The organism is Neisseria dumasiana, from assembly GCF_022870885.1.
GTDB lineage: Bacteria > Pseudomonadota > Gammaproteobacteria > Burkholderiales > Neisseriaceae > Neisseria > Neisseria dumasiana.
Map to the genome: position 1 here is coordinate 1,896,551 of NZ_CP091509.1, position 22,792 is coordinate 1,919,342.

A 22,792-nucleotide genomic window follows, 5' to 3' on the forward strand; every position below is an offset into this window, starting at 1 on the left:
TATCAATATGTTAAGACATTTATAACCGCATAACCACTATAACCGCTATGTTTTGCATATATAGCAATGTTTTTTTAGGGCGTTTAATAAGTAAAAAATTGCCACTATTGATAATAAATCTTATAATATAAGAGAAATTTAAGAAAACATAAGCTAATCATGCCTAAAGTATTTTGGACACCCAAAGCCACTAAACAGCTTTTGAAAATTGACCCGAAAAACAGATCGGCCATTTCCAGCAAGGCCAAAGCCTTATCAGCTTTTCCCGATGTGGAAGCCGATATAAAGAAAATGGTAGGAATGGCTGACACCTACCGCTTAAGGATAGGAAACTACCGTTTGATATTTCAATGGCAGAAAAACCAAGAACCGCACATTATCGAAATCCAGCAGGTAGAAACGCGGCAATCCGTTTATAAAAACTAATCCAGCGGGGCATATCCCGCCCCTGAAAGGCCATCACATGAATATTCAGTTATTAAACGGCGCAGACGGCAAACCCGCATTTGTCGTATTATCCGTAGAAGAATTTAACCGCCTTGCCAAAGGGCAGGCACAAATAGACGAAGCAGGCGAAGTATGGGAAAGTATCCCCGTAGAAGCGGGCGAGACGGACGAAAGCCCCAGCGCAGCACTACCGCATGAAATTGTAGAAATTATTCTAGAGCAAAATGTAAGCCCCGCCGCCGCATGGCGCATATACCGTAACCTTACCCAAAGCCAAGCCGCCGAACGGGCAGGCATCACGCAGGCGGCATTAAGCCAAATTGAGAAACAGGGCAGCCGCCCACAGGCCAAAACCCGCGAAACTTTGGCCGAAGTGTATAACTGCCACCCCGACCAACTGGCAGGCTTATAAGGCCGTCTGAAAACACAAAACACCAGCCCCGCCGCTGGTGTTTTTTATGGCCGTCTGAAAAACAGTACAAAATGCGTTATACTCAATCCAACAAAACCCCACACCCAAGCCGACAAAAACCACACAATCAGCCCAAAAACGCTTTGACTTTTGCAAGATGGGGGTATATTTGGGGGTATTTACCAAATATGAAAATAAAATATATAATTAAATCAATTTCATGAATTAATAATTAGTGTCTCTCCTTCACCCTGTTACCTGATCTATAAAATCTCCAAAGCCAATCACAAATGCCCTTTGCCTGATTGGAGCAGCGCCCTGCCCCATATCAGACGTGTAGCCGAATGGGGCGCATTAAAGGCGAAAAAATCAAGCAAACGGATGCTGCAACACAATAGTTTCTTCGCGGTCGGGACCGGTAGAAACAATCGCTACCGGCGCACCGCATACTTCTTCGATACGCTTCAAATAAGCTTTGGCATTGGCGGGCAATTTGTCGAACGCTTTCACGCCGAAAGTGGATTCCGTCCAACCCGGCATGGTTTCGTAAATCGGCGTACAACCCGCTACGGCATCTGCACCGAAAGGCAGGATGTCGGTTTTGCTGCCGTCAGGCAGTTGGTAGCCGGTACAGATTTTGATTTCTTCAATGCCGTCCATCACATCCAGCTTGGTGATACACATGCCGGAAATGCCGTTTACTTGAATGGAACGCTTCAGGGCGGCGGCATCGAACCAACCGCAGCGGCGGGCACGGCCGGTTACCGAGCCGAATTCATGGCCGCGCTCGGCCAATCCTGCGCCGATGTCGTCGAACAGTTCGGTGGGGAACGGGCCTGAGCCGACACGGGTGGTGTAGGCTTTCACGATACCCAGCACATAATTCAACATTTGCGGCGGCACACCGGCTCCGGCGGAAGCGGCTCCGGCCAAGCAGTTGGAAGAGGTAACAAACGGATAGGTGCCGTAGTCGATATCCAGCAAAGTGCCTTGTGCGCCCTCAAACAGCAGTTTTTCGCCTTTTTGGTTTTTTTCATACAAGGTGCGCGATACATCGCTGATCATCGGTTTGATTCGGCTTGAGAATTTTTCAACCACAGCCAGCACTTCTTCAAATTTTACCGGCTCGGCTTTGTGCAGATGCTGCAACTGAATATTGTAGTATTCGATATTGGCCTGCAATTTGGTTTTCAGTTTTTCGATGTCGAACAGGTCAACCATGCGGATGGCGCGGCGGGCGACTTTGTCTTCGTAAGCGGGCCCGATACCGCGGCCGGTTGTGCCGATTTTACCGCTGCCGCGCGAGGCTTCGCGGGCTTTGTCGAGTGCGATGTGGTAAGGCAGAATCAAGGTGGCGGTAGGAGCGATTTTCAGACGGCCTTCTACGTTTTTCACGCCCGCCGCATTCAATTCGTCAATTTCACCCAGCAAGGCTTCGGGGCTGACCACTACGCCCGAGCCGATAAAGCATTCCAGTTTTTCGTGCAAAATACCGCTCGGAATCAGACGCAGAATGGTTTTTTTACCGCCGACAACCAAGGTATGACCTGCATTGTGTCCGCCCTGAAAACGCACCACGCCCGAAGTTTCTTCGGCCAGCCAGTCTACGATTTTACCTTTGCCTTCGTCGCCCCATTGTGCGCCGATAACCACTACGTTTTTAGCCATAACTCAAACCTGTTCCATTTCTGTTTCAATAACTTTCCATTCGCCGTCCTGTTTTTTCAGACGGCGCGTCGTATTCTTCGTGCCATTGTGCTCGACACCGTAATCGACCACCACGCAATAGCCTTCGGCGCGTAGTTGCTCAACTGCACTGCACGCCTCGGCCATATCCTGATGCGCCACGGCGATAAACTGCGTTTGCTCGCTCTGCGGCAAGCGCCCGATAAACATCCGCAAATCAAAGCTGAAACCCGTGGCAGGACGGGCGCGGCCGAAATATTGACCCAAACCGTCGTAACGCCCGCCGCGTGCAACGGCATCGTGACAGTCGCTGCCGTATGCGGCATACAGCAAACCGGTGTGATAATTGTCTACCCGCAATTCGGCCAAATCGATATGGATTTGCCGGTCGGGGAAGGCATCGCAAACGGCCTGCAATTCGTCTAATGCTTTGCCGACCGCAAACAAATCGGGCAAACGGTTACGCGCTTCCTGCAATACTTCCCGCCCGCCATACAGTGTGGGCAGCAAGGCAAAGGCTTTGGCCCACATTCCGTCAAGCTGCCAGCCATCAACCTGAGCGCGCACGGCTGCGGCATCTTTATCCTGCATCAAGGCCAACAGCTGTTCCGACTGCTGCTCACTCAAACCGGCCGCCTCCGCCAGCGCACGAAACACGCCGATATGCCCGAGCGAAAGCAGAATCTCGCCAAACTCGGCAACCGAAACGCTTTTCAGCATCAAATCAATCAATTCGATATCGGCGGCCACTCCGGCAAAGCCGTAGAGTTCCGCTCCCACCTGCAAAGGCTCGCGGGTGTTCAAAAAACCGTCCGGACGGGCATGCAGCACCGAGCCTGCGTAACACAAGCGGTTAATGCCGTTGTTGGCCGACAAAAGATGGGCATCGATACGCGCCACCTGCGGCGTGATGTCGGCACGGATGCCGAGCTGCCTGCCGCTGAGTTGATCGACGACGCGGATGGTTTTCAGCGACAACCCCGCGTCGATACGGGTAAGCAGAGAGTGGCTGTATTCCATCAGGGGCGGATGCACCAATTCATATCCGTGTACACGGAATAAAGCCAACAGCTTTTCCCGCGCACTTTCGAGCTGGCGCGCGGTCGAAGGCAAAATGTCGGCGATGTGTTCGGGTAGCTGCCAAGACTGCATGAAACTCTTTCCGTAAACATGATGAAGGCTGTTTAAGCTTAAAATCGGGCAGAATACTTGAGCGTGTTCCGACAGCATTTCTGCTTGTGTTACCTGATTTTAAATTCAAACAGCCTTTTTCCGGCAGCCCAAACTGCCGCGTGGTTAAAATCAGACTTTAACATAAAACAACAATTAATGCAGTCTGTTTTTACCCCTTTCCGCACACATAAACAGGCCGTCTGAAAAAGGCTTTTCAGACGGCCTGTTGGAACCTTGCCGCTTATTTGGCTTCGGGATAAGTACCCTCAACCAGAATATCTTTGGTGACATTGTGAATATCGCGGTGCCCGGTAAACGCCATAGAAACATCCATTTCTTTATAGAGAATTTCAAGTGTGCGGGTAACGCCTTCTTCACCGTATGCGCCCAAACCGTATAGAAACGCACGGCCGATCATTGTGCCGCGCGCTCCCAATGCCCAAGCCTTGAGAATATCCTGACCGCTGCGGATGCCGCTGTCGAGCCACACTTCGATGTCGCTGCCTACGGCGCTGACAATATCCGGCAAAGCTTTAATCGATGAAACCGTATCGTCGAGCTGGCGGCCGCCGTGGTTGGACACCACCAACGCATCCGCACCGCTCTTCACCGCCAGTTCGGCATCTTCAGGCTCCATAATGCCTTTGATAATCAGCTTGCCGCCCCACAAATCTTTAATGCGGGCTACATCATCCCAGCTCAAACGCGGATCGAACTGTTCCGAAGTCCAAGAAGACAACGAAGACAAATCGCCCACGTTTTTCGCATGACCGACAATATTACGGAAGGTGCGGCGCTCGGTATTGAGCATTTTCATGCACCATTCGGGCTTGGTGGCCAAATTGATCAAATTGGCCAAAGTCGGCTTGGGCGGCGCAGACAAGCCGTTTTTAATATCTTTGTGGCGTTGGCCCAAAACCTGCAAGTCGGCAGTTAAAATCAGCGCCGAACACTTAGCCGCCTGAGCGCGCTTAATCAGGTTTTCCATAAACTCGCGGTCGCGCATCACATACAGCTGAAACCAAAACGGCGCACTGGTATTTTCGGCCACGTCTTCAATCGAGCAGATAGACATCGTAGACAAAGAAAACGGGATACCGAATTTTTCCGCCGCACGCGCTGCTAAAATTTCGCCGTCGGCATGCTGCATGCCGGTAAAGCCGGTAGGCGCAATCGCCACAGGCATTTTCACATCGTGGCCGATCATTTTGGTTGCCAAGCTGCGGCCTTCCATATTAACCAGCACGCGCTGACGGAATTTGATGTCTTTGAAATCGGTGGTATTTTCTCGATAAGTTGTTTCAGTCCACGAACCGGAATCGGCATAATCGTAAAACATTTTCGGCACTTTGCGCTGCGCCACACGGCGCAAATCTTCGATACAGGTCATTTTGCTCAAATCGCGTTTCATACTGAATCCACCTTGATTGAATAGTGTTGGCTGTAAAACATTTTTTCAGACGGCTTCTACATGGCTATCTAATAATCCTTATCAATCTATACCAAGCCTTTGTTTATTGCAAACGCTTTTATGCCTTTTTCAGGCAGTGTTTTGTTCTAAAAGCCGCTTTTAAAGGCCGTCTGAAAAATTTTATGGCTGCAATAAAAACAAACAATGCCTGCCGGCAGATACTTGACCAAAACACTCAGATATTAGACAATCCCCCACCAATATAACAATACAAACCACCAACACCATCATGCGATTAACCACCAAAGGCCGGTTTGCCGTTACCGCTATGATTGATTTGGCGATGAACGCGCAAAACGGCGCAGTCAAACTCAGCGCCATCAGCGAGCGGCAAAACATATCCCTATCCTATTTGGAGCAGCTGTTCAGCAAACTGCGCCGCGCCCGTTTGGTAGAAAGCCTGCGCGGCCCCGGCGGCGGTTATATCTTGGCTGCACCGGCGAAGGAAATCAACATTGCCCAAATTATCGCCGCAGCCGAAGACAAACTCGATGCCACACAGTGCAGCAGCAAAGCCAACTGCAACAACGGCACCGCCTGCTTAACCCACGAATTGTGGGAAAGCCTGAACAAAACCATTCACGACTACCTAAGCAGCGTTACCCTGCAAAACATTGTCGACCAGAAAAACGAAAGCAACGGCAAAGTCGTTACCTTCACCCACATCCACTAAAGATACCGAAATATAAAAACGAAAGAGACCAAACCATGACCGTTCACACCCCCATTTATCTCGACTACGCCGCCACCACCCCCGTTGACAAACGCGTGGCCGAAAAAATGATTCCCTACTTAACCGAAACCTTCGGCAACCCCGCTTCCAACAGCCACAGCTTCGGTTGGGTGGCAGAAGATGCCGTAGAAAATGCCCGCCTCGAAATTGCCAAACTGATTAACGCCGATTCCAAAGAAATCGTGTTTACCAGCGGCGCCACCGAATCGAACAACCTTGCCATCAAAGGTGCGGCGCACTTCTACAAAACCAAAGGCAAACACCTGATCACCGTTAAAACCGAGCACAAAGCCGTTTTGGATACCATGCGCGAACTTGAACGCCAAGGCTTTGAAGTAACCTACCTCGGCGTGCAGGAAAACGGCCTGATTGATTTGGAAGAACTCAAAGCCGCCATCCGCCCCGACACCATTCTCATTTCTGTGATGTGGGTCAACAACGAAATCGGCGTGATCCAAGACATTCCCGCCATCGGCGAAATCTGCCGCGAAAACAAAATCATCTTCCACGTTGACGCCGCCCAAGCCTGCGGAAAAACCCCTGTGGACGTAGAAGCCGCCAAAGTCGATTTGCTCTCCATGTCCGCCCACAAAATTTACGGCCCCAAAGGCATCGGCGCATTATATGTACGCCGCAAACCCCGCGTGCGCCTCGAAGCCCAAATCCACGGCGGCGGCCACGAACGCGGCTTCCGCTCCGGCACCCTGCCCACCCACCAAATCGTCGGCATGGGCGAAGCCTTCCGCTTGGCGCGTGAAGAATTGGAACAAGACATCGCCCACGCTCTCAAGCTGCGCGACATCTTCCTCAAAGGCATCGAAGGCATTGAAGAAGTGTATATCAACGGCGATTTGGAACAGCGCGTCGCCACCAACCTTAATGTGAGCTTCAACTTCGTCGAAGGCGAAAGCCTGATCATGGCCGTAAAAGAACTCGCCGTATCCAGCGGCTCCGCCTGCACCTCCGCCTCACTGGAACCCAGCTACGTTCTGCGCGCATTAGGCCGCAACGACGAGTTGGCACACTCTTCCCTGCGCATCACCTTCGGCCGCATGACCACCGAAGAAGAAGTGGCTTTCGCCGCCGAACTGATTAAATCCAAAATCGGCAAACTGCGCGAACTTTCACCGCTGTGGGAAATGTTTAAAGAAGGAATTGATTTGAATACGGTTGAGTGGGCGGAGCATTAAGATTGATGTTTATGAGGCCGTCTGAAATCAAAAGATATATACCTTGATAAATACCAATTAAACCCTTACACTGAAATTATCCCTACCCATATATATAAGGAAACCGCCATGCAAACCGCCAAACTTTTTCAAAACGGCCGCAGCCAAGCAGTACGGCTGCCTGCAGCATTCCGATTTACGGGTGATGAAGTGTATATCCGCCGAGATGAAGCCACGGGCGATGTGATTTTGTCGCAACGTCCGAGCGACTGGCAGGGTTTTATCGCCGCAGCATCGGAGCTTGACGAAAGCGATACCATTGAACGCGATACCTCCATACAGCAACGCGATCCGTTTGCAGACTGGCAGGAATAAAACATGCGCTACCTTTTGGATACCAACATTGTGAGCCATATCCTGCGCCGGCAACCCAATGTGATGGCAAGATTGCAAAGCGTGCCGATGTCTGATCTATATATTTCGGCGGTTACTCATGCCGAATTGATGTACGGCTTGGCGAAAAAACCTGATGCGGCCAAGCTGCATCGTGCCGTGCATGAACTTTTATTGCGTATAGGCGTATTACCGTTCGACGAACAAGCAAGCACGCATTACGGAAAATTTAAAGCACAGGCAAAGCAGTCGGGTAAAAACTTGGCATCTTTAGATATGATGATTGCCGCCCATGCTTCCGCCGTAAGCGCAGTATTGGTCAGCAACGATGCCGCTTTCCAACAGATTGCTGATTTATCGGTGGAAGACTGGACGAAATAACGCGCAAAAGCCATCACTAACCACATACTATATTTTTTAAAACAAAAACTTAATTCGTCTTGAAATTCTTTTCAGACGGCCTTAAATAAACCGAATAACCCAATATATACACAAGGAACCCACATCATGGCATACAGCGATAAAGTGATTGATCATTACGAAAACCCCCGCAATGTCGGCTCGTTCGACAAAAACGACGAATCGGTCGGCACCGGCATGGTGGGCGCGCCTGCCTGCGGCGACGTGATGAAACTGCAAATCAAAGTGAACGACGAAGGCGTGATTGAAGATGCCAAGTTCAAAACCTACGGCTGCGGCTCGGCCATTGCTTCTTCTTCATTGATTACCGAATGGGTAAAAGGCAAAAGCCTTGATGAAGCTTTGGCGATTAAAAACAGTGCCATCGCCGAAGAATTGGAACTGCCGCCGGTGAAAGTACACTGCTCGATTTTGGCCGAAGACGCGATTAAAGCCGCTGTTTCGGACTACAAAAAGAAAAAAGGCGCAGAATAAGGCTGAAGCAACATGGCGGCGGTTGGGCGCCAGATGGCGCGGAGCAAGAGCAAATCGAGGCCTCGCTGGAAGATGCGCTGGCTTTGGTTCGGTAACATCTTCCTACGGGTGAAAGTGCCCGCGAATGTGCCGAATGCGTCGAACCGATTCCCGAAGCCCGCCGCCAAGCCTTGCTAGGCGTGCAACTATGTATTACCTGCCAGGAAGAAGCCGACAAACAACAGGTTTGGCCTATTTTGAAGATGCGAGCGTTATTGAAAATGATGCATATCACCGCTGCGTTGTGAAAAAAGTTTCAGGAGCAAATGATGAGTTCATACTTCAAAGCTATTCTCGCCTACATGTTTGTTTTTTCAATAGCGGGTATTATGTTTGACGGGTTGAATACGGGCAAAGGTGCGGGAATGACTATAATACTGTCCACTTTAGCTGCCGCAATTGTATGGTTCATGTCATCCCGTTAAACAAAATGAGATGGTTGCGGCAGGTATGGAAAACAGGCATGAAACAGCAACGCTCGGTATTTGCGCTACTGGGATCATTTCTGCCCTGCAGGTTTGGCACTACTTGTAACCGCGCTTCAACAGCAAAGACAGCCAATTAAAGGCCGTCTGAACACACAAACTCATTTGAAAACAAGGTGATCCTATGCCCTTTACTCCCGAACAACAGCAATCTCTGCTGGCACAAAAAGGTGTAGGCAAAACCGTTTTGCAACGCTTGCAGCAAATGGGCTTGGACGATACCGCCAAACTCGCCGCGGCAGATGTAGACGATATTTTGCAGCAAGGCGCGGCGTTAACCGGTTCAACCTGCTGGAAAAACAGCCCGCAAGCCAAAGCGGCCATTGTTGCAGCAGTAGAATGGGCTAAAGCGCAAAGCTGATTTTCAGACGGCCTCACAGTTCATAAAGGCCGTCTGAAAAACCGTAGGGCTGTGAGAAACATGTAAGGAAGGTATCTCTGCCCTCAACGAATACCCTCAGCAAAGAAACACCCGCATAGTAAGCGTAAAGGATTAAGACGATGATTACATTAACCGAAAAAGCCGCCAACCATATCCAAAACTTTCTCACCAAACGCGGCAAAGGCGAAGGCATCCGCTTGGGCGTGAAAACCAGCGGCTGTTCGGGCATGGCTTACACTTTGGAATTTGTTGACGATATCCAGCCCGAAGATTTGGTTTTTGAAGGCTACGGCGTGAAAGTGTTTGTCGACCCCAAAAGCCATGTGTATCTCGACGGCACCGAACTGGACTACACCAAAGAAGGCTTGCAGGAAGGCTTTAAGTTCCAAAACCCCAATGTGAAAGACGAATGCGGTTGCGGCGAGAGCTTCCACGTTTGATTGCGCAATAACCGAGGCCGTCTGAAAGTGAGCTTTCAGACGGCCTCTCCATGCAGCTTATGTTATACTCGCACCCGTTTAAAAACCATCTCGAAACAAGGATTCATCATGGCTGATTTTAATCAGATTCTCACCCCCGGCGACGTTGACGGCGGCATCATCAACGTAGTGAACGAAATTCCCGCAGGCAGCAACCACAAAATCGAATGGAACCGCAAACTGGCCGCCTTCCAACTCGACCGCGTAGAACCCGCCATTTTCGCCAAACCCACCAACTACGGTTTCATCCCGCAAACCCTTGATGAAGACGGCGACGAACTTGACGTATTGCTGATTACCGAACAGCCTTTGGCTACCGGCGTATTCTTGGAAGCCAAAATCATCGGCGTGATGAAGTTTGTTGACGACGGCGAAGTGGACGATAAAATCGTGTGCGTACCCGCCGACGACCGCAACAACGGCAACGCTTACAACAGCTTGGCCGACCTGCCCAAGCAGTTGATCCAACAAATCGAATTCCACTTCAACCAATACAAAGCCCTGAAAAAACCCGGCTCCACCACCGTGGAACACTGGGGGGATGTGGCCGAAGCCAAAGAAGTGATCAAAGAATCGATCGAGCGCTGGAACGCCCAAGCTAAATAAACAAGCGTTAAACGGCATCAGGCCGTCTGAAACACCAAACCGCCCGCAAAAACCAGATAAATTTCCGGCTTTTGCGGGCGGTTTTCATTTTTCAAACAAGAAAACTTCGCAAACTTACCGCCTGCGGCACATGGCCGCTTTGCGCCCTACCCGCTCGTTTCATCGGTCTGCACCCGCTGCACCTTTACACATTGAACTATATCCGCATCCGCCGATGCTTATACTTATAAAAGTGTCAATCCACCTGCCGTCAGCTTTTCTGCGCCTTGTGTTTTGCACACTCCAACGCATATTCCGTACCCCAACGGTGCATGGCTTCGATTACCGGCATCAACGTCAACCCGAATTCGGTCAGCGAATATTCCACTTTGGGCGGCACCTGCGGATACACTTCGCGATGAACGATACCGTCGCCTTCCAGTTCGCGCAGTTGCAGGGTTAACATGCGCTGGGTTACGGCGGGCATCAGCCTCTGCAATTCGTTGAAACGGCGGGTTTCCGTATTTAAATGATGCAAAATCAAAACCTTCCATTTTCCGCCGATGATATCGAGCGTGGTGCTGACCGGGCAGCAGTTACCGTTTAATTCGTGATAGCTGTTCATATTCCACTCTGTTGCCGTATTGTTTACAGTATAAAAAATGTGCGTACTTGTATAAAAATTTGTACTGCGTATAATACGCCTAACGATACAAAAAGCCCAGTAAAAAATAACGGGCAATCGACAAATAACCGAAGAGGCCGTCTGAAAAACGGCAAACCGGATTTCAGACGGCCTCAACCACACAAGGAGCACATCATGCGTATTGCAGAATTAGACCGTATCAACGAGCTGGCCCGCAAAGCCAAAACCATAGGCCTGAGCGAAGCCGAAACCGCCGAACGCGATGTTTTGCGCCAAGCCTACATCCGCCAAGTGTGCGGACAAATCAACAATATGCTCTCCACCGTAACCGTGGTTGACCCCGAAGGCACCGACGTTACCCCCGCCAAATTAAGGGAAGCTCAAGCCGCGGGTATGCAGCAAATGCACTAACACGAGCAAACACACATCATTAAAAATTAAAATAACGAAAGGAAACATCATGAGAAACGTGCGACAAATCTACCGCGCCAACAGCCAACACTGGGTTGGAGACGGCTTTTTGGTTCAACCCCTGTTTTCACACATGGATGCCGACCGCGGCACCGACCCGTTTTTGATGCTCGACTACGCCGCACCTTACACATTTGCGCCCAACGAAGCACGCAGCCCCCGCGGCGTCGGCCAACACCCGCACAAAGGCTTTGAAACCGTTACCATTGCTTATCACGGCGAAGTGGCACATCGCGATTCAACGGGCAGAGGCGGCGTGATTAAAGAAGGCGACGTACAATGGATGACCGCCGGTGCCGGCATCATTCACGAAGAGTTCCATTCCGAAGCATTCAGCAAAGCGGGTGGCCTTTTCGAGATGGTGCAACTGTGGGTAAACCTGCCGGCAAAAGACAAAAACACACCGCCGCACTACCAACATCTCGCTAAAGAGAACATTCCCGTAGTGGAGCTGCCCGACGGTGCCGGCCATCTGCGTTTGATTGCAGGCGAACACGGAAACATCAAAGGTGCGGCCGATACCCACACCGAAATGAACGTATGGGACGTGGTTATCCGCCCCGGCAAAGAAGCTGCCTTAACCATCCCCGCCGACCACAGCCTTTCTATGGTTGTGCTGCGCGGTCAAGCAGTGTTTAACGGCAAAGACAGTGCCGGTGCGGGCCAATTGGTCGGTTTTGAAAACGGCGGCGGTAAAGTGCATATTGCCGCAGGCAACGAAGAAGTGAAAATACTGCTGCTCTCCGGCGTGCCGATTAAAGAGCCGGTGGTCGGCTACGGCCCGTTTGTGATGAATACTGTGGAAGAAATCCGCGAAGCCATCAACGATTTCAATAACGGCCGCTTCGGCAGCCTTGCATCTTAATTGCTCCAACAGCAGTATCAGGCCGTCTGAAAGCATTGTTTGGTTAAAGCAATGCTTTCAGACGGCCTGATACTGTTTAAATGCCGATACCAACGTGCGGACGGTATTCAAGCCAAATGCACAACAAATACAGTCAATCAACTTAACTTTTACTACGGCGCTGCCGTGCCTTAGCTTTAAGAAAACGATGCTACAAGCTGCTAAAGCGGCACGCCGTAACACAAACAAAGTTTATTTGCCCTATCTGTTTTTGCCTTATTAACCCTCTCCCACGCCAGCCTGCGCCATAATCAATGGCAACCGCCGCCTTTATTGCCGCCGCAACGGTCGCAACCGCCGCAGGCCGAACCGCTGTTTTTCGGCTTGAACACAAATTTTCTCAGAATATACAGGGTGCACAGCAGCACAATCGCACCCACAATCATGTATTGCTCCATCACACTATCCTCGAAGTAATCTGATACACAACGAAAGCAAACACATAGGCAAGCCCGAACAGATACGCCGTGATCATAAAGGTTTTCCGTGCCGATTTGGTTTCACGCTTGATTACCGCCAATGTGGCCATACACATCGGCGCGTAAATATACCAAGCCAAGAACGCAAAAGCGGTCGGCAGCCCCCAGTTGTTGTGCACAATCGGAATCAGCGCGTTTTGCACGGCATCTTCCGAACCGGCACCCACGGCATACACCGTACCCAAAGCAGCCACCACCACTTCGCGGGCGGCAATACCCGGAATCATCGCGATACACATCTGCCAAGTGAAGCCCAAAGGTGCAAACAAAGGCTCGATAAAATGGCCTATCGTTCCTGCAAAGCTGTAATCGATCGCCGCGCCCGTTGCACCGGCAGGCGGCGCAGGAAAGCTCACCAATGCCCACAATATCACGCTCAACGCAAAAATAATCGTACCGGCACGTTTTAAAAACGCTTTTACGCGATCCCACAAGCTGATCACAATATGCTTGAAATTAGGCATGCGGAAGGTGGGCAGTTCCATTAACAGCGGAAACTGCTTGATACCCTCTTTGCTGCGCGCAAAAAACTTCATCACATAAGCGGTTGCCGCCGCCGAAACAATACCGGCCACATAAAGCCCGAATAAAGTCAGCCCTTGCAGATTAAACACGCCCATTACCGTTCGGTTGGGTATGACCGCCGCAATAATCAGCGCATAAATCGGCAGGCGTGCGGAGCAAGTGAGCATCGGCGCAATCATAATGGTAATCAGCCGTTCGCGCGGGTCGTGAATGGTGCGCGCCGACATAACGGCAGGCACGGCACATGCAAAGCTCGACAACAAAGGAATAAACGAACGCCCCGAAAGCCCGGTTTTCGACAATACGTTATCGAGCAAAAAAGCGGCACGGGGCAGATAACCAGAATCTTCCAGCAACAAAATAAACGCAAAAAGAATGGTAATTTGCGGCAGAAAAACCAGCACGCTGCCGATACCGGCAATCACACCGTTTACCAGCAAATCCTGCAAAATACCTGCCGGCACCACGGTCGTTACCCATTCGCCGAATATGCCGAAGCCTTCTTCGATCGCCCCCATCAAAGGCTCTGACCACGAATACACGGCTTGGAACACCAGCAGCAGAATCACCAGCAAAATGGCAAAACCCCATATCGGGTGCAGCACGATATTATCCAAACGGCGGTGCCATTCCGGCAGCTTCATTTCCGTGCTGACTACCTGCCGCAAAATATCTTCCACTTGGGCATAAAGCTCGTTACTGTCGAGCCGGTTAAGGGTGTTCTCCGCTTCTTCCACATTGATGGGGTGGACACTGCTGCGCGGCAGTTTCGCCACCGCTTCGCGCACGGCGCGAATGCCCTCTTTACTAACCGCCACCGTTTCCAAAACCGGCACGCCCAGCAACTTGCTCAATTTATCGGCATCGATTTTCAAACCGCGCGAACGTGCCACATCGCTCAAATTCAGCGAAACGGCCATCGGCAGCCCGAGCGTTTTCAGCTCCAGCATCATCCGCAACGTCATCCGCAGGTTTGTTGCGTCCGCCACCGCAATAATCGCATCGGGCTGCTGGCCGAGCTTACCCAGCACCACATCGCGCGCCACCGCTTCATCAGGGCTGGTGGTACGCAGACTGTATGTACCCGGCAGGTCGATAATATGAACAGACGTATCGTCGATAAACACACCTTCCCGTTTATCCACCGTTACGCCCGGATAATTGGCTACTTTGGCATGCGCACCGGTAAGGCCGTTAAACAATACGGTTTTACCGCAATTCGGCGCACCCACCAAAGCAAAATAGCTTAAAGCTGACGCTTGCGCGCTCATGTTTGATCCTTTCATTATTCGTGTCCGACACCCTTTCAAGCAGGAGGCCGTCTGAACATTCTGAAATCGAAAAATGATGCAAAAGGCATCAGAAATGGTCGGTAACGACCCTGCACATCACTTTGGCCGCTTCGGGCGCGCGCAAAGCAAATTGCGATTGATTACCCAAGCGCACGGCGAAAGGCCCTTTTCCGAGCACGCCGACCGCCATAACCATTAACGGCATGCCGTTGGAAAAGCCCAAGTCGGCCAAACGGCGGCTGACCAAAGCGTCTAATTCTCCGAAAACGGGATTTTCGCCAATGGATTCAATATGGGCACAAGTGCCTTTAGCTAATTGGGAGAGTGGTACAACAGACATAAAAGCCTACTTTCTTGTGTTCGTAAAAAAGTTAAGCTTTAAGACGGGAAACCCTGAACGTGATTGAATCAACCTTTGTTTATGATATTAATTTTTATTTATTTATAACTGTATCTTAATGTTTTTTAGTTGGATTTGCAATGAAAGATGAATTTCTTCTCCACTAGAAAGAAATACGCAAACCAAACCGCTACTTTAAGAAAAAATCAGATAAAGAAATAAAGAATCAAGATATTACAAATAAATGCTGCTCAATCTGCCTTCAGCGCCCGATGAGGCCGTCTGAAAACAAATCGACATTTTTTTGAGCTATATCAGAAGAAAAGAGAGTGATCATTTAATTGATCAGGACATGCCGCTTAGTTTATGAAGCGGTTTTGAAGAACCAGCCGCCGATATATCGTTAAACCGCTCAATTTCAGCAACCTTGCGGCCATGCCCGAATCAAGCCAAACTACGAAGCGTGTATTCTTTGAGCGGCTCGGCTATATATCGCAAATAAACTCGCGCCGGTTTCCGCCCAAATATTTTCAGACGGCCAGAAGCCGGCATCGGCTCTCCGGGAAACCATTCCCGCAACCGGAGCGATTTTTCTGTCTGACTCAGGCAAAACAAAGGCTGCCGGTATGCCGCCCGCAGCCTTTTTGTTTATATATAATTCTGCAATCAATCCGACAGCACATAACCGTCTTCATCCCACACCGTTTTTTTAATCAAAGAACCGTTCAAATACACCGCTTCTGATTTTTTCGCTCCGTTGGGATGCCAATCCAGCACAATGCCGTTGCGCTTACCGCCTTCCATCGTGATTTCGGTAAGCAGCAAGCCGTTTTCGTTCCAACTGACGATGCTGTTGGGTTTGTCTTCCACCATCATCATTTCTGTTTTGGGCTGGCCGTTAGCATACCATTGCTTCCAATAACCGTTGGCTTTGTTGTCTTTAAACTGGATTTCGCTTTCTTTGTTGCCGTTGCGGTAATAACGCGACCCCGTGCCTTCGCTGCGGCCTTCCACATAAGGCATTACGGCGGATTTTTTACCGTTGGGATACCAGTTTATCCACACGCCGTCGGGCTTGCCGTTTTTATAGCGGCCGCTCATTTTCTTCTGGCCGTTGAAATGCCACAAGGTCAGCACACCGTTATGGGGTGCAGGCACGAAACTTTTGATTTGCCCCGCCGCCACTTGGTAGGGGTCGGAGTATTTCTTCATCGAGGGATAATAGAAATCTTGTGCTTGGGCAATGCCGTCTTTCACTTCATACTGGCGCACATAGGCCACCGACGACATATTCGCGGTAATCTGCCCTTGCTGGTTGAAATACAGTTCTTGCATCTGCGCGGCGGAGGCCAGCGGGAAACCCGCCAGCAGCAACGCTTTAAGCCCTGTATGCCATATTGATTTCATATTATTTTTGCCAATAAGATTTCACGTTAACAAATTCGTAAATGCCGAATTCCGACAATTCCCTGCCGTAACCCGAATCTTTCACGCCGCCGAAAGGCAGGTGCAGATCACTGCTGGTATGGCGGTTGATATACACCGCACCGGTTTGCAGCTTAGTTGCATATTCCCAAGCTTTTTCATGGTCTTGCGAATAAATGCTGGCCCCTAAACCATAGGGGTTGTCGTTGGCCAGCGCAATAGCGTGTTCTTCGCCCAACGCCCGCATAATCACGGCCACAGGGCCGAATACTTCTTCGTGGTAAACACGGCAGTTGTGGTTTACATGATCCAACACCGTGGCGGGATAAAACCAACCCTGCTCGCTGCATTCCGGTATCTGCCCGCCTTGAAGCACGGTTGCGCCGTTCACCAGCGCATCGATTACCTGCGAATGGATGCGCTCGCGCAAATCGCGGCGGTGCAGCGGTGCCAATGTGGTATCGGGGTCCATCGGGTCACCCGTTTTCAGCTTGGCACATTCGGCAAGAAACAGGGCGATAAACTCTTCTGCTACCGATTCGGTAACGATAATGCGCTTGGCGGCATTACACGATTGCCCGGCATCGCGAAAGCGAGAATAGCACGCATCTTTGGCGGCTTGCGCCAAATCGGCATCCGACATCACGATAAAGGCATTGCTGCCGCCCAGTTCCATCACGGTTTTCTTCAAATACAAACCGGCCTGAGCCGCCAACCGCCGCCCTGTTTCGGCAGAACCGGTAAAGGCCAGCGCATCGGTGCAGGCAACGGCGCGGCGCACTTCGGCATGATCCAACCATGCCACATCCATCGGCAGATCGGCTCCGATGATTTCAAACAGGGCTTCGGTTACCCTGCCCACACTCGGCGCGGGTTTGACCATGCAGGCATTGCCGGCGCACAAGGCGGGAATAGCGAAACGCAGTATCTGCCAAACCGGATAATTCCACGGCATCACGGCAAACACCACGCCCAAAGGCTCGAATCTTACTTGGCTTAGACTGGCTTGAGTCTCAATAGTTTTATGTGCCAGCAGTTCAGGCGCTTTGCGCGCGTAATAACGCACCAGTTCAACCGATTTGTTCAACTCGGCTTTGCATTCGCGCAAACAGCGGCCGACTTCTTCGCAAATCATCACGGCCAAACGGCCGCGGTTGGCTTCGAGCCGGTCGGCAAAGGCGTAAAGCAGTGCGGAACGCTCTTCAACCGTAAGCGCCGCAAAAGCCTGCTGGCGTTTTCTCAAACGCCGCAAGCGGTATTCAAACTCTTCCCACGATTGAGCTTCGCGCTCGTATAAGGTTTCTCCGTTTAAAATATGTGTGCTGAAAAACACGGGCAGCTCCGAAAAATGCGGCAATCAATACGCCGGAATATAAAAATTATTGTGAGTGAGAATTTTATAAGTTAATGACGGATGCCGTCTGAAAACACCGTTAAACGGCTTTCTGCTCATATAATCGGCTGTTTGGTTTTCGATGAATGTTTTTCGGATTGACGGTTAACAGATTTATTGTACCCCAAGAGCCTGTTTAAAGTCTTGATGAAAGTGGTGTTTTCGTTGAAAACACGCGATATGGCCAACCAACTTGACTTTTACTGCGGCATTGCTGCGCCTTACCGTAGCAAGTTAAGCTGATTGACCATATTAATTAAGCATCATCCATATCGGGGGCGCCCAAGTATGGAAACAGGCATACCCCGCAAAATATTCGGTTTGATAACCGTTGCATTCAGTTTTTCGGTTTGCTGGCCAGTATGTTGATCACTTTTTTAACCGGCACTTCGGGGGAGATCATGATTTCGCTGCCGTCGCGCTTAGAGCCGTCTGAAAACTGTTGCGGCACGGTTTCTTTATCGAATGCCAAATCGCCGCCGTGCCGTAAAGTTTGGCCGCGTTCCAAACCGGCAAAGTCGAAAAGTTCGGTATCGGCCAAATGCGAAGGCACGATGTTTTGCAGGGCGGAAAACATGGATTCGATGCGGCCGGGGAAACGTTTGTCCCAATCTTGCAGCATTTCCTTAATCACTTGGCGTTGCAGATTAGGCTGCGAGCCGCACAGGTTGCATGGAATAATCGGAAACTGCTTCAACTCGGCATAACGCTCCAAGTCTTTTTCTTTCACATAGGCCAGCGGGCGGATAACGATGTGCTCGCCGTTGTCGCTCACCAGCTTGGGCGGCATGGCTTTGAGTTTGCCGCCGTAAAACATGTTGAGAAACAGGGTTTCGAGAATGTCGTCGCGGTGGTGGCCGAGCGCGATTTTGGTGCAGCCCAGTTCTTTGGCCACGCGGTAGAGCACGCCGCGGCGCAGGCGGCTGCACAGCGAACAGGTGGTTTTGCCCTCTTCAATCACGCGCTTGACCACGGAATAAGTGTCTTCTTCGATGATTTTGTAAGGCACGCCGATGCTTTCGAGGTATTCGGGCAAAACGTGTTCGGGAAAGCCGGGCTGCTTTTGGTCAAGGTTGACGGCAATCAGCTCGAAATCGACCGGCGCACTGGCCTGCAACTGGCGCAGAATGTCCAGCAAGGCGTAGCTGTCTTTGCCGCCCGACAAGCAGACCATGATTTTGTCGCCCTGCTCGATCATGTTGAAATCGTTGATGGCATCGCCCACGGCATGGCGCAGGCGTTTATTTAACTTGTTGTTTTCTAATTCGTGTTTGGGTTTCTTAGACATGGCTGAAACGTGAAAAACAAAGGCCGGATTGTACCTTAAATATTAGGAGGCCGTCTGAAAAAAGCTGCGGGCTTTTTCAGACGGCCTCTCTGTTGATGAAGCAGGTTTTCACTCTGTTCGGCAGCGCTTTATGCTTTTTCGCCGCCCAAAATCATCGAGCCTATGCCCGAATCGGTAAAAATTTCCAACAGCAGCGCATTCGGCACTCTGCCGTCGATGATGTGCGTGGCTTTTACGCCGTTCACCGCCGCTTCCACCGCCGAGCTGATTTTGGGCAGCATACCGCCGTAGAGCGTGCCGTCGGCAATCAATTCGTCGATACGCTTGGGGGTGAGGTTGGTGAGCAGGTTGCCTTCTTTATCCATCACGCCGGCGATATTGGTCATCATCAGCAGTTTTTCGGCATTTAACTCTTCTGCCAGTTTGCCTGCCACCAAGTCGGCATTGATATTGAACGCTTCGCCGTTTCTGCCCACACCGATGGGCGCAACCACGGGGATATGGCCGTAACCGATGATGCCTTTAATCAGCGAGCAGTCGATGCTTTCCACCACGCCCACTTGGCCGATATCGACGCCGTTGCGTTCGGGCGTGTTGATAAACAGTTTTTTGGCGCGGATAAAATGGCTGTCGCGGCCGGTTACGCCCACGGCCTTGCCGCCGTGCTGGTTGAGCATAGACACGATTTCTTTGTTCACATGGCCGCCGAGCACCATTTCTACAATGTCCATCGTTTCGCTGTCGGTTACACGCATACCCTGAATAAACGTGCCTTCTTTGCCCACTTTATTGAGCATATCGTTAATCTGCGGGCCGCCGCCGTGCACAATCACGGGGTTGATGCCGCAAAATTTCAGCAGCACCACATCTTTGGCAAAACCTTCTTTCAGATGCGGCTCGGTCATGGCGTTGCCGCCGTATTTGATCACGATGGTTTTGCCGGAAAAGCGGCGGATATAAGGCAGGGCTTCGGAAAGAATCGCTGCTTTTTCCGAAGCGGAAATGTGTTGGGTGTCGCTCATCATTTCTCCCTTGAGTGTGTACAGTCTATGTTCAGACGGCCTAGAAGCTGCCGATTTCTCGGCCACACATGTTAAAGTATAGAGATAATAAAAACAACAACCGCCCTCTGCTGCGGTTTGCGATAAAATAAGCGGTTTTTCAGACGGCCTTTTCAATTATGCAGCTTATTCTTGCCCCGATGCAGGGGCTGGTGGACGATGTGATGCGCGACCTGCTGACCCGTATCGGCGGGTTCGACGAATGCGTGAGCGAATTTGTGCGCATTACCCATACCGTGCACTCGCGCCAGACTTGGCTGAAACATGTGCCGGAAATCGCCGGCAACAACCGAACGCCCGCCGGCGTACCCTGCACCGTGCAGCTTCTAGGCAGCGATGCGGACAACATGGCGGTAAACGCGCTCGAAGCCGTGCGTTTCGGCGCCGACAAAATCGACCTTAATTTCGGCTGCCCCGCGCCCACCGTCAACAAACATAAAGGCGGCGCGGTGCTGTTGAAAGAGCCGGAGCTGATTCACCATATCGTCCGCACTTTGCGCCGAAGCCTGCCCGACCATATTCCGCTCACCGGCAAAATGCGTTTGGGCTTTGAAGACAAAACGCTCGCGCTCGAATGTGCCGCCGCCATTGCAGAAGGCGGCGCCTGCGGCCTGACCGTACATGCGCGCACCAAAGTGGAAGGCTACGAACCGCCCGCGCATTGGGAATGGGTGCGTAAAATCCGCGAGGCCGTGCAGATTCCGGTAACGGCCAACGGCGATGTGTTTGCCTTGCAGGACTATCTCGACATTAAAGAGGTAAGCGGTTGCAGCAGCGTGATGCTCGGGCGCGGCGCGGTGATGCGGCCGGATTTGGCGCGGCAGATTAAGCAGTTTGAGCGCGGCGAAAGCGTTACCGAAGCGGATTTCGGCGAAATCGCGGGCTGGATAAACCTGTTTTTTGACCTGTGCCTCGCCAAAGAAGCCAACAACAAATACCCCGTCGCCCGCTTGAAACAATGGCTGGGCATGATGAAGAAAGTGTATCCGCAAGCGCAGGAATTGTTTGAACGCATCCGCACATTGAAAGAAGCGGACGAAGTGAAAAACGTATTGATTGCGTTTGAACAGGCGCAACGCCGTTAAATATCAACGGCTTTTGGTGTTATCCATTAAATCACATTCCCTCTCTCACTCAGGCTCTTAGCTGCCGTCTGAAAAATCATTCGGAATCAGTTAAGATACGGCCTGATACTTTTTCAGACGGCCTGATCACACCATGCAGATTTACCTTGTCGGCGGCGCAGTCCGCGATACTTTATTGAACATCAGCGTTACCGACCGCGATTGGGTTGTTGTCGGCGCCGATGCCGCAGCGATGTTGGCGCAAGGCTTCCAGCCCGTCGGAAAAGACTTCCCCGTATTTCTGCATCCCGACAGCCACGAAGAATACGCCCTCGCCCGCACCGAGCGCAAAACTGCCAAAGGTTATGCCGGTTTCGCTTTTTACGCCGATAAAGACGTTACCCTCGAGCAAGATTTAATGCGCCGCGACCTCACCATCAACGCCATGGCACAAGATTCAGACGGCCTGATTATCGACCCTTTCGGCGGCCAAGAAGATTTGCGCAACGGCGTTTTGCGCCATGTTTCCAAAGCCTTCGCCGAAGACCCCGTGCGCATTCTCCGCACCGCCCGTTTTGCCGCCCGCTACGGTTTCAGCGTTGCCCCCGAAACCATGGAGCTGATGAAACAGATGGTGCGCGACGGTGAAGCCGATGCTTTGGTAGAAGAACGCGTGTGGCAGGAATTGGCCAAAGGGCTGATGGAAAAACAGCCGCGCAAAATGATCGAAATCCTGCGCGAATGCGGGGCTTTAAAAGTGTTGCTGCCCGAAGTGGACGCCCTTTTCGGCGTGCCGCAACGCGCCGACTACCACCCCGAAATCGACAGCGGCATCCACACGCTGATGGTATTGCAACGCGCCGCCGACATGGGCTTGACCCTGCCCGAACGCTACGCCGCCCTGCTGCACGACTTGGGCAAAGCACTCACACCCGCCGACATTCTGCCCAAACACCACGGCCACGATATAGCGGGCGTAACGCCCGTGCGCGCCGTCAACGCCCGCTGGAAAGTGCCCAAAGCCTGTTCCGAATTGGCCGAACTGGTTTGCCGCTGGCACATCATGTTGCACAGCGTCGAAAACCTGAAAGCACAAACCGTGTTGAAAACCCTGAAACAAACCGATGCTTTCAGACGGCCCGAACGTTTTCAGACGGCCTTAAACGTTTGCGTGGCCGATACGCAAGGCCGTCTGAACCGCGAAAACGAACCCTACCCGCAGCGCGAACACTGGCTGGCTCTGCTTGATGCCGCCAACAGCATCAACACCGCCGAAATCGCCGCCGCCCACGCCGATGCGCCGCACAAAATTGCCGAAGCAATTGATAGGGCGCGGCTGGAAAAAATCAAACCGCTGCATGCGGCCTGAGACCTTTGCAAAACCCTCAGATGTGGATGCAGTTCAAGGCGTAGCAGCACAGCGAGTGCAGACATATCATATAGATAGGCAAACGAGCGAGCAGCGCACAACGCAGAAATGCGCCGCAGATGAGGGTTTTGCAAAGGTCTCGGCCTACTGCGAGGGTTCCGCCACCTCATAAACCGCCGCTTTACCG

26 protein-coding genes and 1 pseudogene are annotated in these 22,792 nt (G+C 51.5%); 15 read left to right on the forward strand and 12 right to left on the reverse strand.

Features of this window, described 5'->3' with window-relative positions; translation table 11 throughout:
• Window positions 1-159 precede the first annotated feature (159 nt).
• Window positions 160-426, forward strand: coding sequence for a type II toxin-antitoxin system RelE family toxin (locus LVJ88_RS08760; protein WP_085356730.1), 267 nt, complete (start codon window positions 160-162; stop codon window positions 424-426).
• Between the two features lie 37 nt (window positions 427-463).
• Window positions 464-859, forward strand: coding sequence for a helix-turn-helix domain-containing protein (locus LVJ88_RS08765; RefSeq protein ID WP_085418462.1), 396 nt, complete (start codon window positions 464-466; stop codon window positions 857-859).
• A gap of 369 nt (window positions 860-1,228) precedes the next feature.
• On the opposite strand, the gene LVJ88_RS08770 is transcribed toward LVJ88_RS08765, so the two are convergent.
• From LVJ88_RS08770 to LVJ88_RS08780, 3 genes are all read right to left on the reverse strand, one after another.
• Window positions 1,229-2,527: an adenylosuccinate synthase gene (locus tag LVJ88_RS08770; protein WP_085418461.1), complete on the reverse strand. Its 1,299-nt coding sequence runs from the start codon at window positions 2,525-2,527 to the stop codon at window positions 1,229-1,231.
• 3 nt (window positions 2,528-2,530) lie between these two features.
• Complete coding sequence (locus tag LVJ88_RS08775; RefSeq protein WP_085418460.1) at window positions 2,531-3,697, reverse strand: ATP phosphoribosyltransferase regulatory subunit; 1,167 nt, start codon at window positions 3,695-3,697, stop codon at window positions 2,531-2,533.
• A gap of 262 nt (window positions 3,698-3,959) precedes the next feature.
• A complete protein-coding gene (locus tag LVJ88_RS08780; protein ID WP_085418459.1) occupies window positions 3,960-5,129 on the reverse strand; it encodes an alpha-hydroxy acid oxidase in 1,170 nt (389 codons plus the stop codon).
• Window positions 5,130-5,418: 289 nt separating this feature from the next.
• On the opposite strand from LVJ88_RS08780, the gene iscR reads away from it, so the two are divergent.
• The 9 genes from iscR to LVJ88_RS08825 all read left to right on the forward strand — a co-directional run bounded on the left by iscR (window position 5,419) and on the right by LVJ88_RS08825 (window position 10,369).
• A complete protein-coding gene (gene iscR / locus LVJ88_RS08785; RefSeq protein ID WP_054600297.1) occupies window positions 5,419-5,862 on the forward strand; it encodes a Fe-S cluster assembly transcriptional regulator IscR in 444 nt (147 codons plus the stop codon).
• 35 nt (window positions 5,863-5,897) lie between these two features.
• Entirely contained in the window at window positions 5,898-7,112 is a 1,215-nt protein-coding gene (locus tag LVJ88_RS08790) for an IscS subfamily cysteine desulfurase (RefSeq protein WP_054600298.1), read from the forward strand.
• A 108-nt stretch (window positions 7,113-7,220) separates the two neighbouring features.
• Window positions 7,221-7,466: an antitoxin gene (locus tag LVJ88_RS08795; protein ID WP_085356725.1), complete on the forward strand. Its 246-nt coding sequence runs from the start codon at window positions 7,221-7,223 to the stop codon at window positions 7,464-7,466.
• A gap of 3 nt (window positions 7,467-7,469) precedes the next feature.
• Window positions 7,470-7,865 carry a type II toxin-antitoxin system VapC family toxin gene (locus LVJ88_RS08800; RefSeq protein ID WP_085418458.1) on the forward strand — a complete coding sequence of 132 codons (396 nt, stop codon included), beginning with the start codon at window positions 7,470-7,472 and terminating at the stop codon, window positions 7,863-7,865.
• Between the two features lie 126 nt (window positions 7,866-7,991).
• Entirely contained in the window at window positions 7,992-8,378 is a 387-nt protein-coding gene (gene iscU, locus LVJ88_RS08805) for a Fe-S cluster assembly scaffold IscU (RefSeq protein WP_085418457.1), read from the forward strand.
• 146 nt (window positions 8,379-8,524) lie between these two features.
• Window positions 8,525-8,665: a TraR/DksA C4-type zinc finger protein gene (locus tag LVJ88_RS12655; protein WP_425312870.1), complete on the forward strand. Its 141-nt coding sequence runs from the start codon at window positions 8,525-8,527 to the stop codon at window positions 8,663-8,665.
• A gap of 361 nt (window positions 8,666-9,026) precedes the next feature.
• Complete coding sequence (locus tag LVJ88_RS08815; RefSeq protein WP_085418456.1) at window positions 9,027-9,263, forward strand: recombinase RecA; 237 nt, start codon at window positions 9,027-9,029, stop codon at window positions 9,261-9,263.
• Window positions 9,264-9,403: 140 nt separating this feature from the next.
• On the forward strand, window positions 9,404-9,724 hold the full coding sequence (gene iscA, locus LVJ88_RS08820) for an iron-sulfur cluster assembly protein IscA (RefSeq protein WP_054600303.1): 321 nt from the start codon (window positions 9,404-9,406) through the stop codon (window positions 9,722-9,724).
• Window positions 9,725-9,832: 108 nt separating this feature from the next.
• Window positions 9,833-10,369 (forward strand): inorganic diphosphatase, encoded by a 537-nt coding sequence (locus LVJ88_RS08825; RefSeq protein ID WP_085356722.1) that lies wholly within the window; start codon window positions 9,833-9,835, stop codon window positions 10,367-10,369.
• A 250-nt stretch (window positions 10,370-10,619) separates the two neighbouring features.
• Here LVJ88_RS08825 and LVJ88_RS08830 read toward each other — a convergent pair whose 3' ends face one another.
• Complete coding sequence (locus tag LVJ88_RS08830) at window positions 10,620-10,973, reverse strand: winged helix-turn-helix transcriptional regulator (RefSeq protein ID WP_085356721.1); 354 nt, start codon at window positions 10,971-10,973, stop codon at window positions 10,620-10,622.
• A 195-nt stretch (window positions 10,974-11,168) separates the two neighbouring features.
• Here LVJ88_RS08830 and LVJ88_RS08835 point away from each other — a divergent pair, with 195 nt between their 5' ends.
• Together LVJ88_RS08835 and LVJ88_RS08840 are read left to right on the forward strand one after the other, a co-directional pair.
• Window positions 11,169-11,405, forward strand: a complete 237-nt coding sequence (locus LVJ88_RS08835) for a DUF896 domain-containing protein (protein ID WP_085356720.1) — start codon at window positions 11,169-11,171, stop codon at window positions 11,403-11,405.
• 49 nt (window positions 11,406-11,454) lie between these two features.
• Window positions 11,455-12,330 carry a pirin family protein gene (locus LVJ88_RS08840; protein ID WP_085418455.1) on the forward strand — a complete coding sequence of 292 codons (876 nt, stop codon included), beginning with the start codon at window positions 11,455-11,457 and terminating at the stop codon, window positions 12,328-12,330.
• A gap of 290 nt (window positions 12,331-12,620) precedes the next feature.
• Here LVJ88_RS08840 and LVJ88_RS08845 read toward each other — a convergent pair whose 3' ends face one another.
• The 7 genes from LVJ88_RS08845 to argB form a co-directional block, all read right to left on the reverse strand.
• Window positions 12,621-12,767, reverse strand: coding sequence for a FeoB-associated Cys-rich membrane protein (locus LVJ88_RS08845; protein ID WP_082403052.1), 147 nt, complete (start codon window positions 12,765-12,767; stop codon window positions 12,621-12,623).
• Entirely contained in the window at window positions 12,767-14,644 is a 1,878-nt protein-coding gene (gene feoB, locus LVJ88_RS08850) for a ferrous iron transporter B (RefSeq protein ID WP_085418454.1), read from the reverse strand. Before feoB ends, LVJ88_RS08845 begins: the two co-directional genes overlap by 1 nt.
• 88 nt (window positions 14,645-14,732) lie before the next feature.
• Entirely contained in the window at window positions 14,733-15,005 is a 273-nt protein-coding gene (locus tag LVJ88_RS08855) for a FeoA family protein (RefSeq protein WP_054600308.1), read from the reverse strand.
• A 666-nt stretch (window positions 15,006-15,671) separates the two neighbouring features.
• Window positions 15,672-16,412 carry a toxin-antitoxin system YwqK family antitoxin gene (locus LVJ88_RS08860; protein WP_085418453.1) on the reverse strand — a complete coding sequence of 247 codons (741 nt, stop codon included), beginning with the start codon at window positions 16,410-16,412 and terminating at the stop codon, window positions 15,672-15,674.
• A gap of 1 nt (window position 16,413) precedes the next feature.
• The gene (locus LVJ88_RS08865; protein ID WP_085356742.1) at window positions 16,414-17,763 is read right to left on the reverse strand and encodes an aldehyde dehydrogenase family protein; all 1,350 of its coding nucleotides are present in this window, start codon (window positions 17,761-17,763) and stop codon (window positions 16,414-16,416) included.
• Window positions 17,764-18,160: 397 nt separating this feature from the next.
• On the reverse strand, window positions 18,161-19,111 hold the full coding sequence (gene ttcA, locus LVJ88_RS08870) for a tRNA 2-thiocytidine(32) synthetase TtcA (RefSeq protein ID WP_085418452.1): 951 nt from the start codon (window positions 19,109-19,111) through the stop codon (window positions 18,161-18,163).
• Between the two features lie 128 nt (window positions 19,112-19,239).
• A complete protein-coding gene (gene argB, locus LVJ88_RS08875; RefSeq protein ID WP_054600311.1) occupies window positions 19,240-20,133 on the reverse strand; it encodes an acetylglutamate kinase in 894 nt (297 codons plus the stop codon).
• Window positions 20,134-20,291: 158 nt separating this feature from the next.
• Here argB and LVJ88_RS08880 point away from each other — a divergent pair, with 158 nt between their 5' ends.
• Both LVJ88_RS08880 and LVJ88_RS08885 read left to right on the forward strand, forming a co-directional pair.
• Entirely contained in the window at window positions 20,292-21,257 is a 966-nt protein-coding gene (locus LVJ88_RS08880; RefSeq protein WP_085418451.1) for a tRNA dihydrouridine synthase, read from the forward strand.
• Window positions 21,258-21,390: 133 nt separating this feature from the next.
• On the forward strand, window positions 21,391-22,605 hold the full coding sequence (locus tag LVJ88_RS08885) for a multifunctional CCA addition/repair protein (protein WP_085418450.1): 1,215 nt from the start codon (window positions 21,391-21,393) through the stop codon (window positions 22,603-22,605).
• On the opposite strand, the pseudogene LVJ88_RS12615 reads toward LVJ88_RS08885, so the two are convergent.
• Window positions 22,596-22,739: pseudogene (locus LVJ88_RS12615) on the reverse strand (lipoprotein signal peptidase); the annotation flags it as partial. The gene LVJ88_RS08885 and the pseudogene LVJ88_RS12615 overlap by 10 nt on opposite strands.
• Window positions 22,740-22,792 lie beyond the last annotated feature (53 nt).

Coding starts and splice junctions, on each gene's coding strand:
- LVJ88_RS08760 (WP_085356730.1), top strand. CDS start 160: ATGCCTAAAGTATTTTGGACACCCAAAGCCACTAAACAGCTTTTGAAA.
- LVJ88_RS08765 (WP_085418462.1), top strand. CDS start 464: ATGAATATTCAGTTATTAAACGGCGCAGACGGCAAACCCGCATTTGTC.
- LVJ88_RS08770 (WP_085418461.1), bottom strand. CDS start 2,527: ATGGCTAAAAACGTAGTGGTTATCGGCGCACAATGGGGCGACGAAGGC.
- LVJ88_RS08775 (WP_085418460.1), bottom strand. CDS start 3,697: ATGCAGTCTTGGCAGCTACCCGAACACATCGCCGACATTTTGCCTTCG.
- LVJ88_RS08780 (WP_085418459.1), bottom strand. CDS start 5,129: ATGAAACGCGATTTGAGCAAAATGACCTGTATCGAAGATTTGCGCCGT.
- iscR (WP_054600297.1), top strand. CDS start 5,419: ATGCGATTAACCACCAAAGGCCGGTTTGCCGTTACCGCTATGATTGAT.
- LVJ88_RS08790 (WP_054600298.1), top strand. CDS start 5,898: ATGACCGTTCACACCCCCATTTATCTCGACTACGCCGCCACCACCCCC.
- LVJ88_RS08795 (WP_085356725.1), top strand. CDS start 7,221: ATGCAAACCGCCAAACTTTTTCAAAACGGCCGCAGCCAAGCAGTACGG.
- LVJ88_RS08800 (WP_085418458.1), top strand. CDS start 7,470: ATGCGCTACCTTTTGGATACCAACATTGTGAGCCATATCCTGCGCCGG.
- iscU (WP_085418457.1), top strand. CDS start 7,992: ATGGCATACAGCGATAAAGTGATTGATCATTACGAAAACCCCCGCAAT.
- LVJ88_RS08815 (WP_085418456.1), top strand. CDS start 9,027: ATGCCCTTTACTCCCGAACAACAGCAATCTCTGCTGGCACAAAAAGGT.
- iscA (WP_054600303.1), top strand. CDS start 9,404: ATGATTACATTAACCGAAAAAGCCGCCAACCATATCCAAAACTTTCTC.
- LVJ88_RS08825 (WP_085356722.1), top strand. CDS start 9,833: ATGGCTGATTTTAATCAGATTCTCACCCCCGGCGACGTTGACGGCGGC.
- LVJ88_RS08830 (WP_085356721.1), bottom strand. CDS start 10,973: ATGAACAGCTATCACGAATTAAACGGTAACTGCTGCCCGGTCAGCACC.
- LVJ88_RS08835 (WP_085356720.1), top strand. CDS start 11,169: ATGCGTATTGCAGAATTAGACCGTATCAACGAGCTGGCCCGCAAAGCC.
- LVJ88_RS08840 (WP_085418455.1), top strand. CDS start 11,455: ATGAGAAACGTGCGACAAATCTACCGCGCCAACAGCCAACACTGGGTT.
- LVJ88_RS08845 (WP_082403052.1), bottom strand. CDS start 12,767: ATGGAGCAATACATGATTGTGGGTGCGATTGTGCTGCTGTGCACCCTG.
- feoB (WP_085418454.1), bottom strand. CDS start 14,644: ATGAGCGCGCAAGCGTCAGCTTTAAGCTATTTTGCTTTGGTGGGTGCG.
- LVJ88_RS08855 (WP_054600308.1), bottom strand. CDS start 15,005: ATGTCTGTTGTACCACTCTCCCAATTAGCTAAAGGCACTTGTGCCCAT.
- LVJ88_RS08860 (WP_085418453.1), bottom strand. CDS start 16,412: ATGAAATCAATATGGCATACAGGGCTTAAAGCGTTGCTGCTGGCGGGT.
- ttcA (WP_085418452.1), bottom strand. CDS start 19,111: ATGTCTAAGAAACCCAAACACGAATTAGAAAACAACAAGTTAAATAAA.
- argB (WP_054600311.1), bottom strand. CDS start 20,133: ATGAGCGACACCCAACACATTTCCGCTTCGGAAAAAGCAGCGATTCTT.
- LVJ88_RS08880 (WP_085418451.1), top strand. CDS start 20,292: ATGCAGCTTATTCTTGCCCCGATGCAGGGGCTGGTGGACGATGTGATG.
- LVJ88_RS08885 (WP_085418450.1), top strand. CDS start 21,391: ATGCAGATTTACCTTGTCGGCGGCGCAGTCCGCGATACTTTATTGAAC.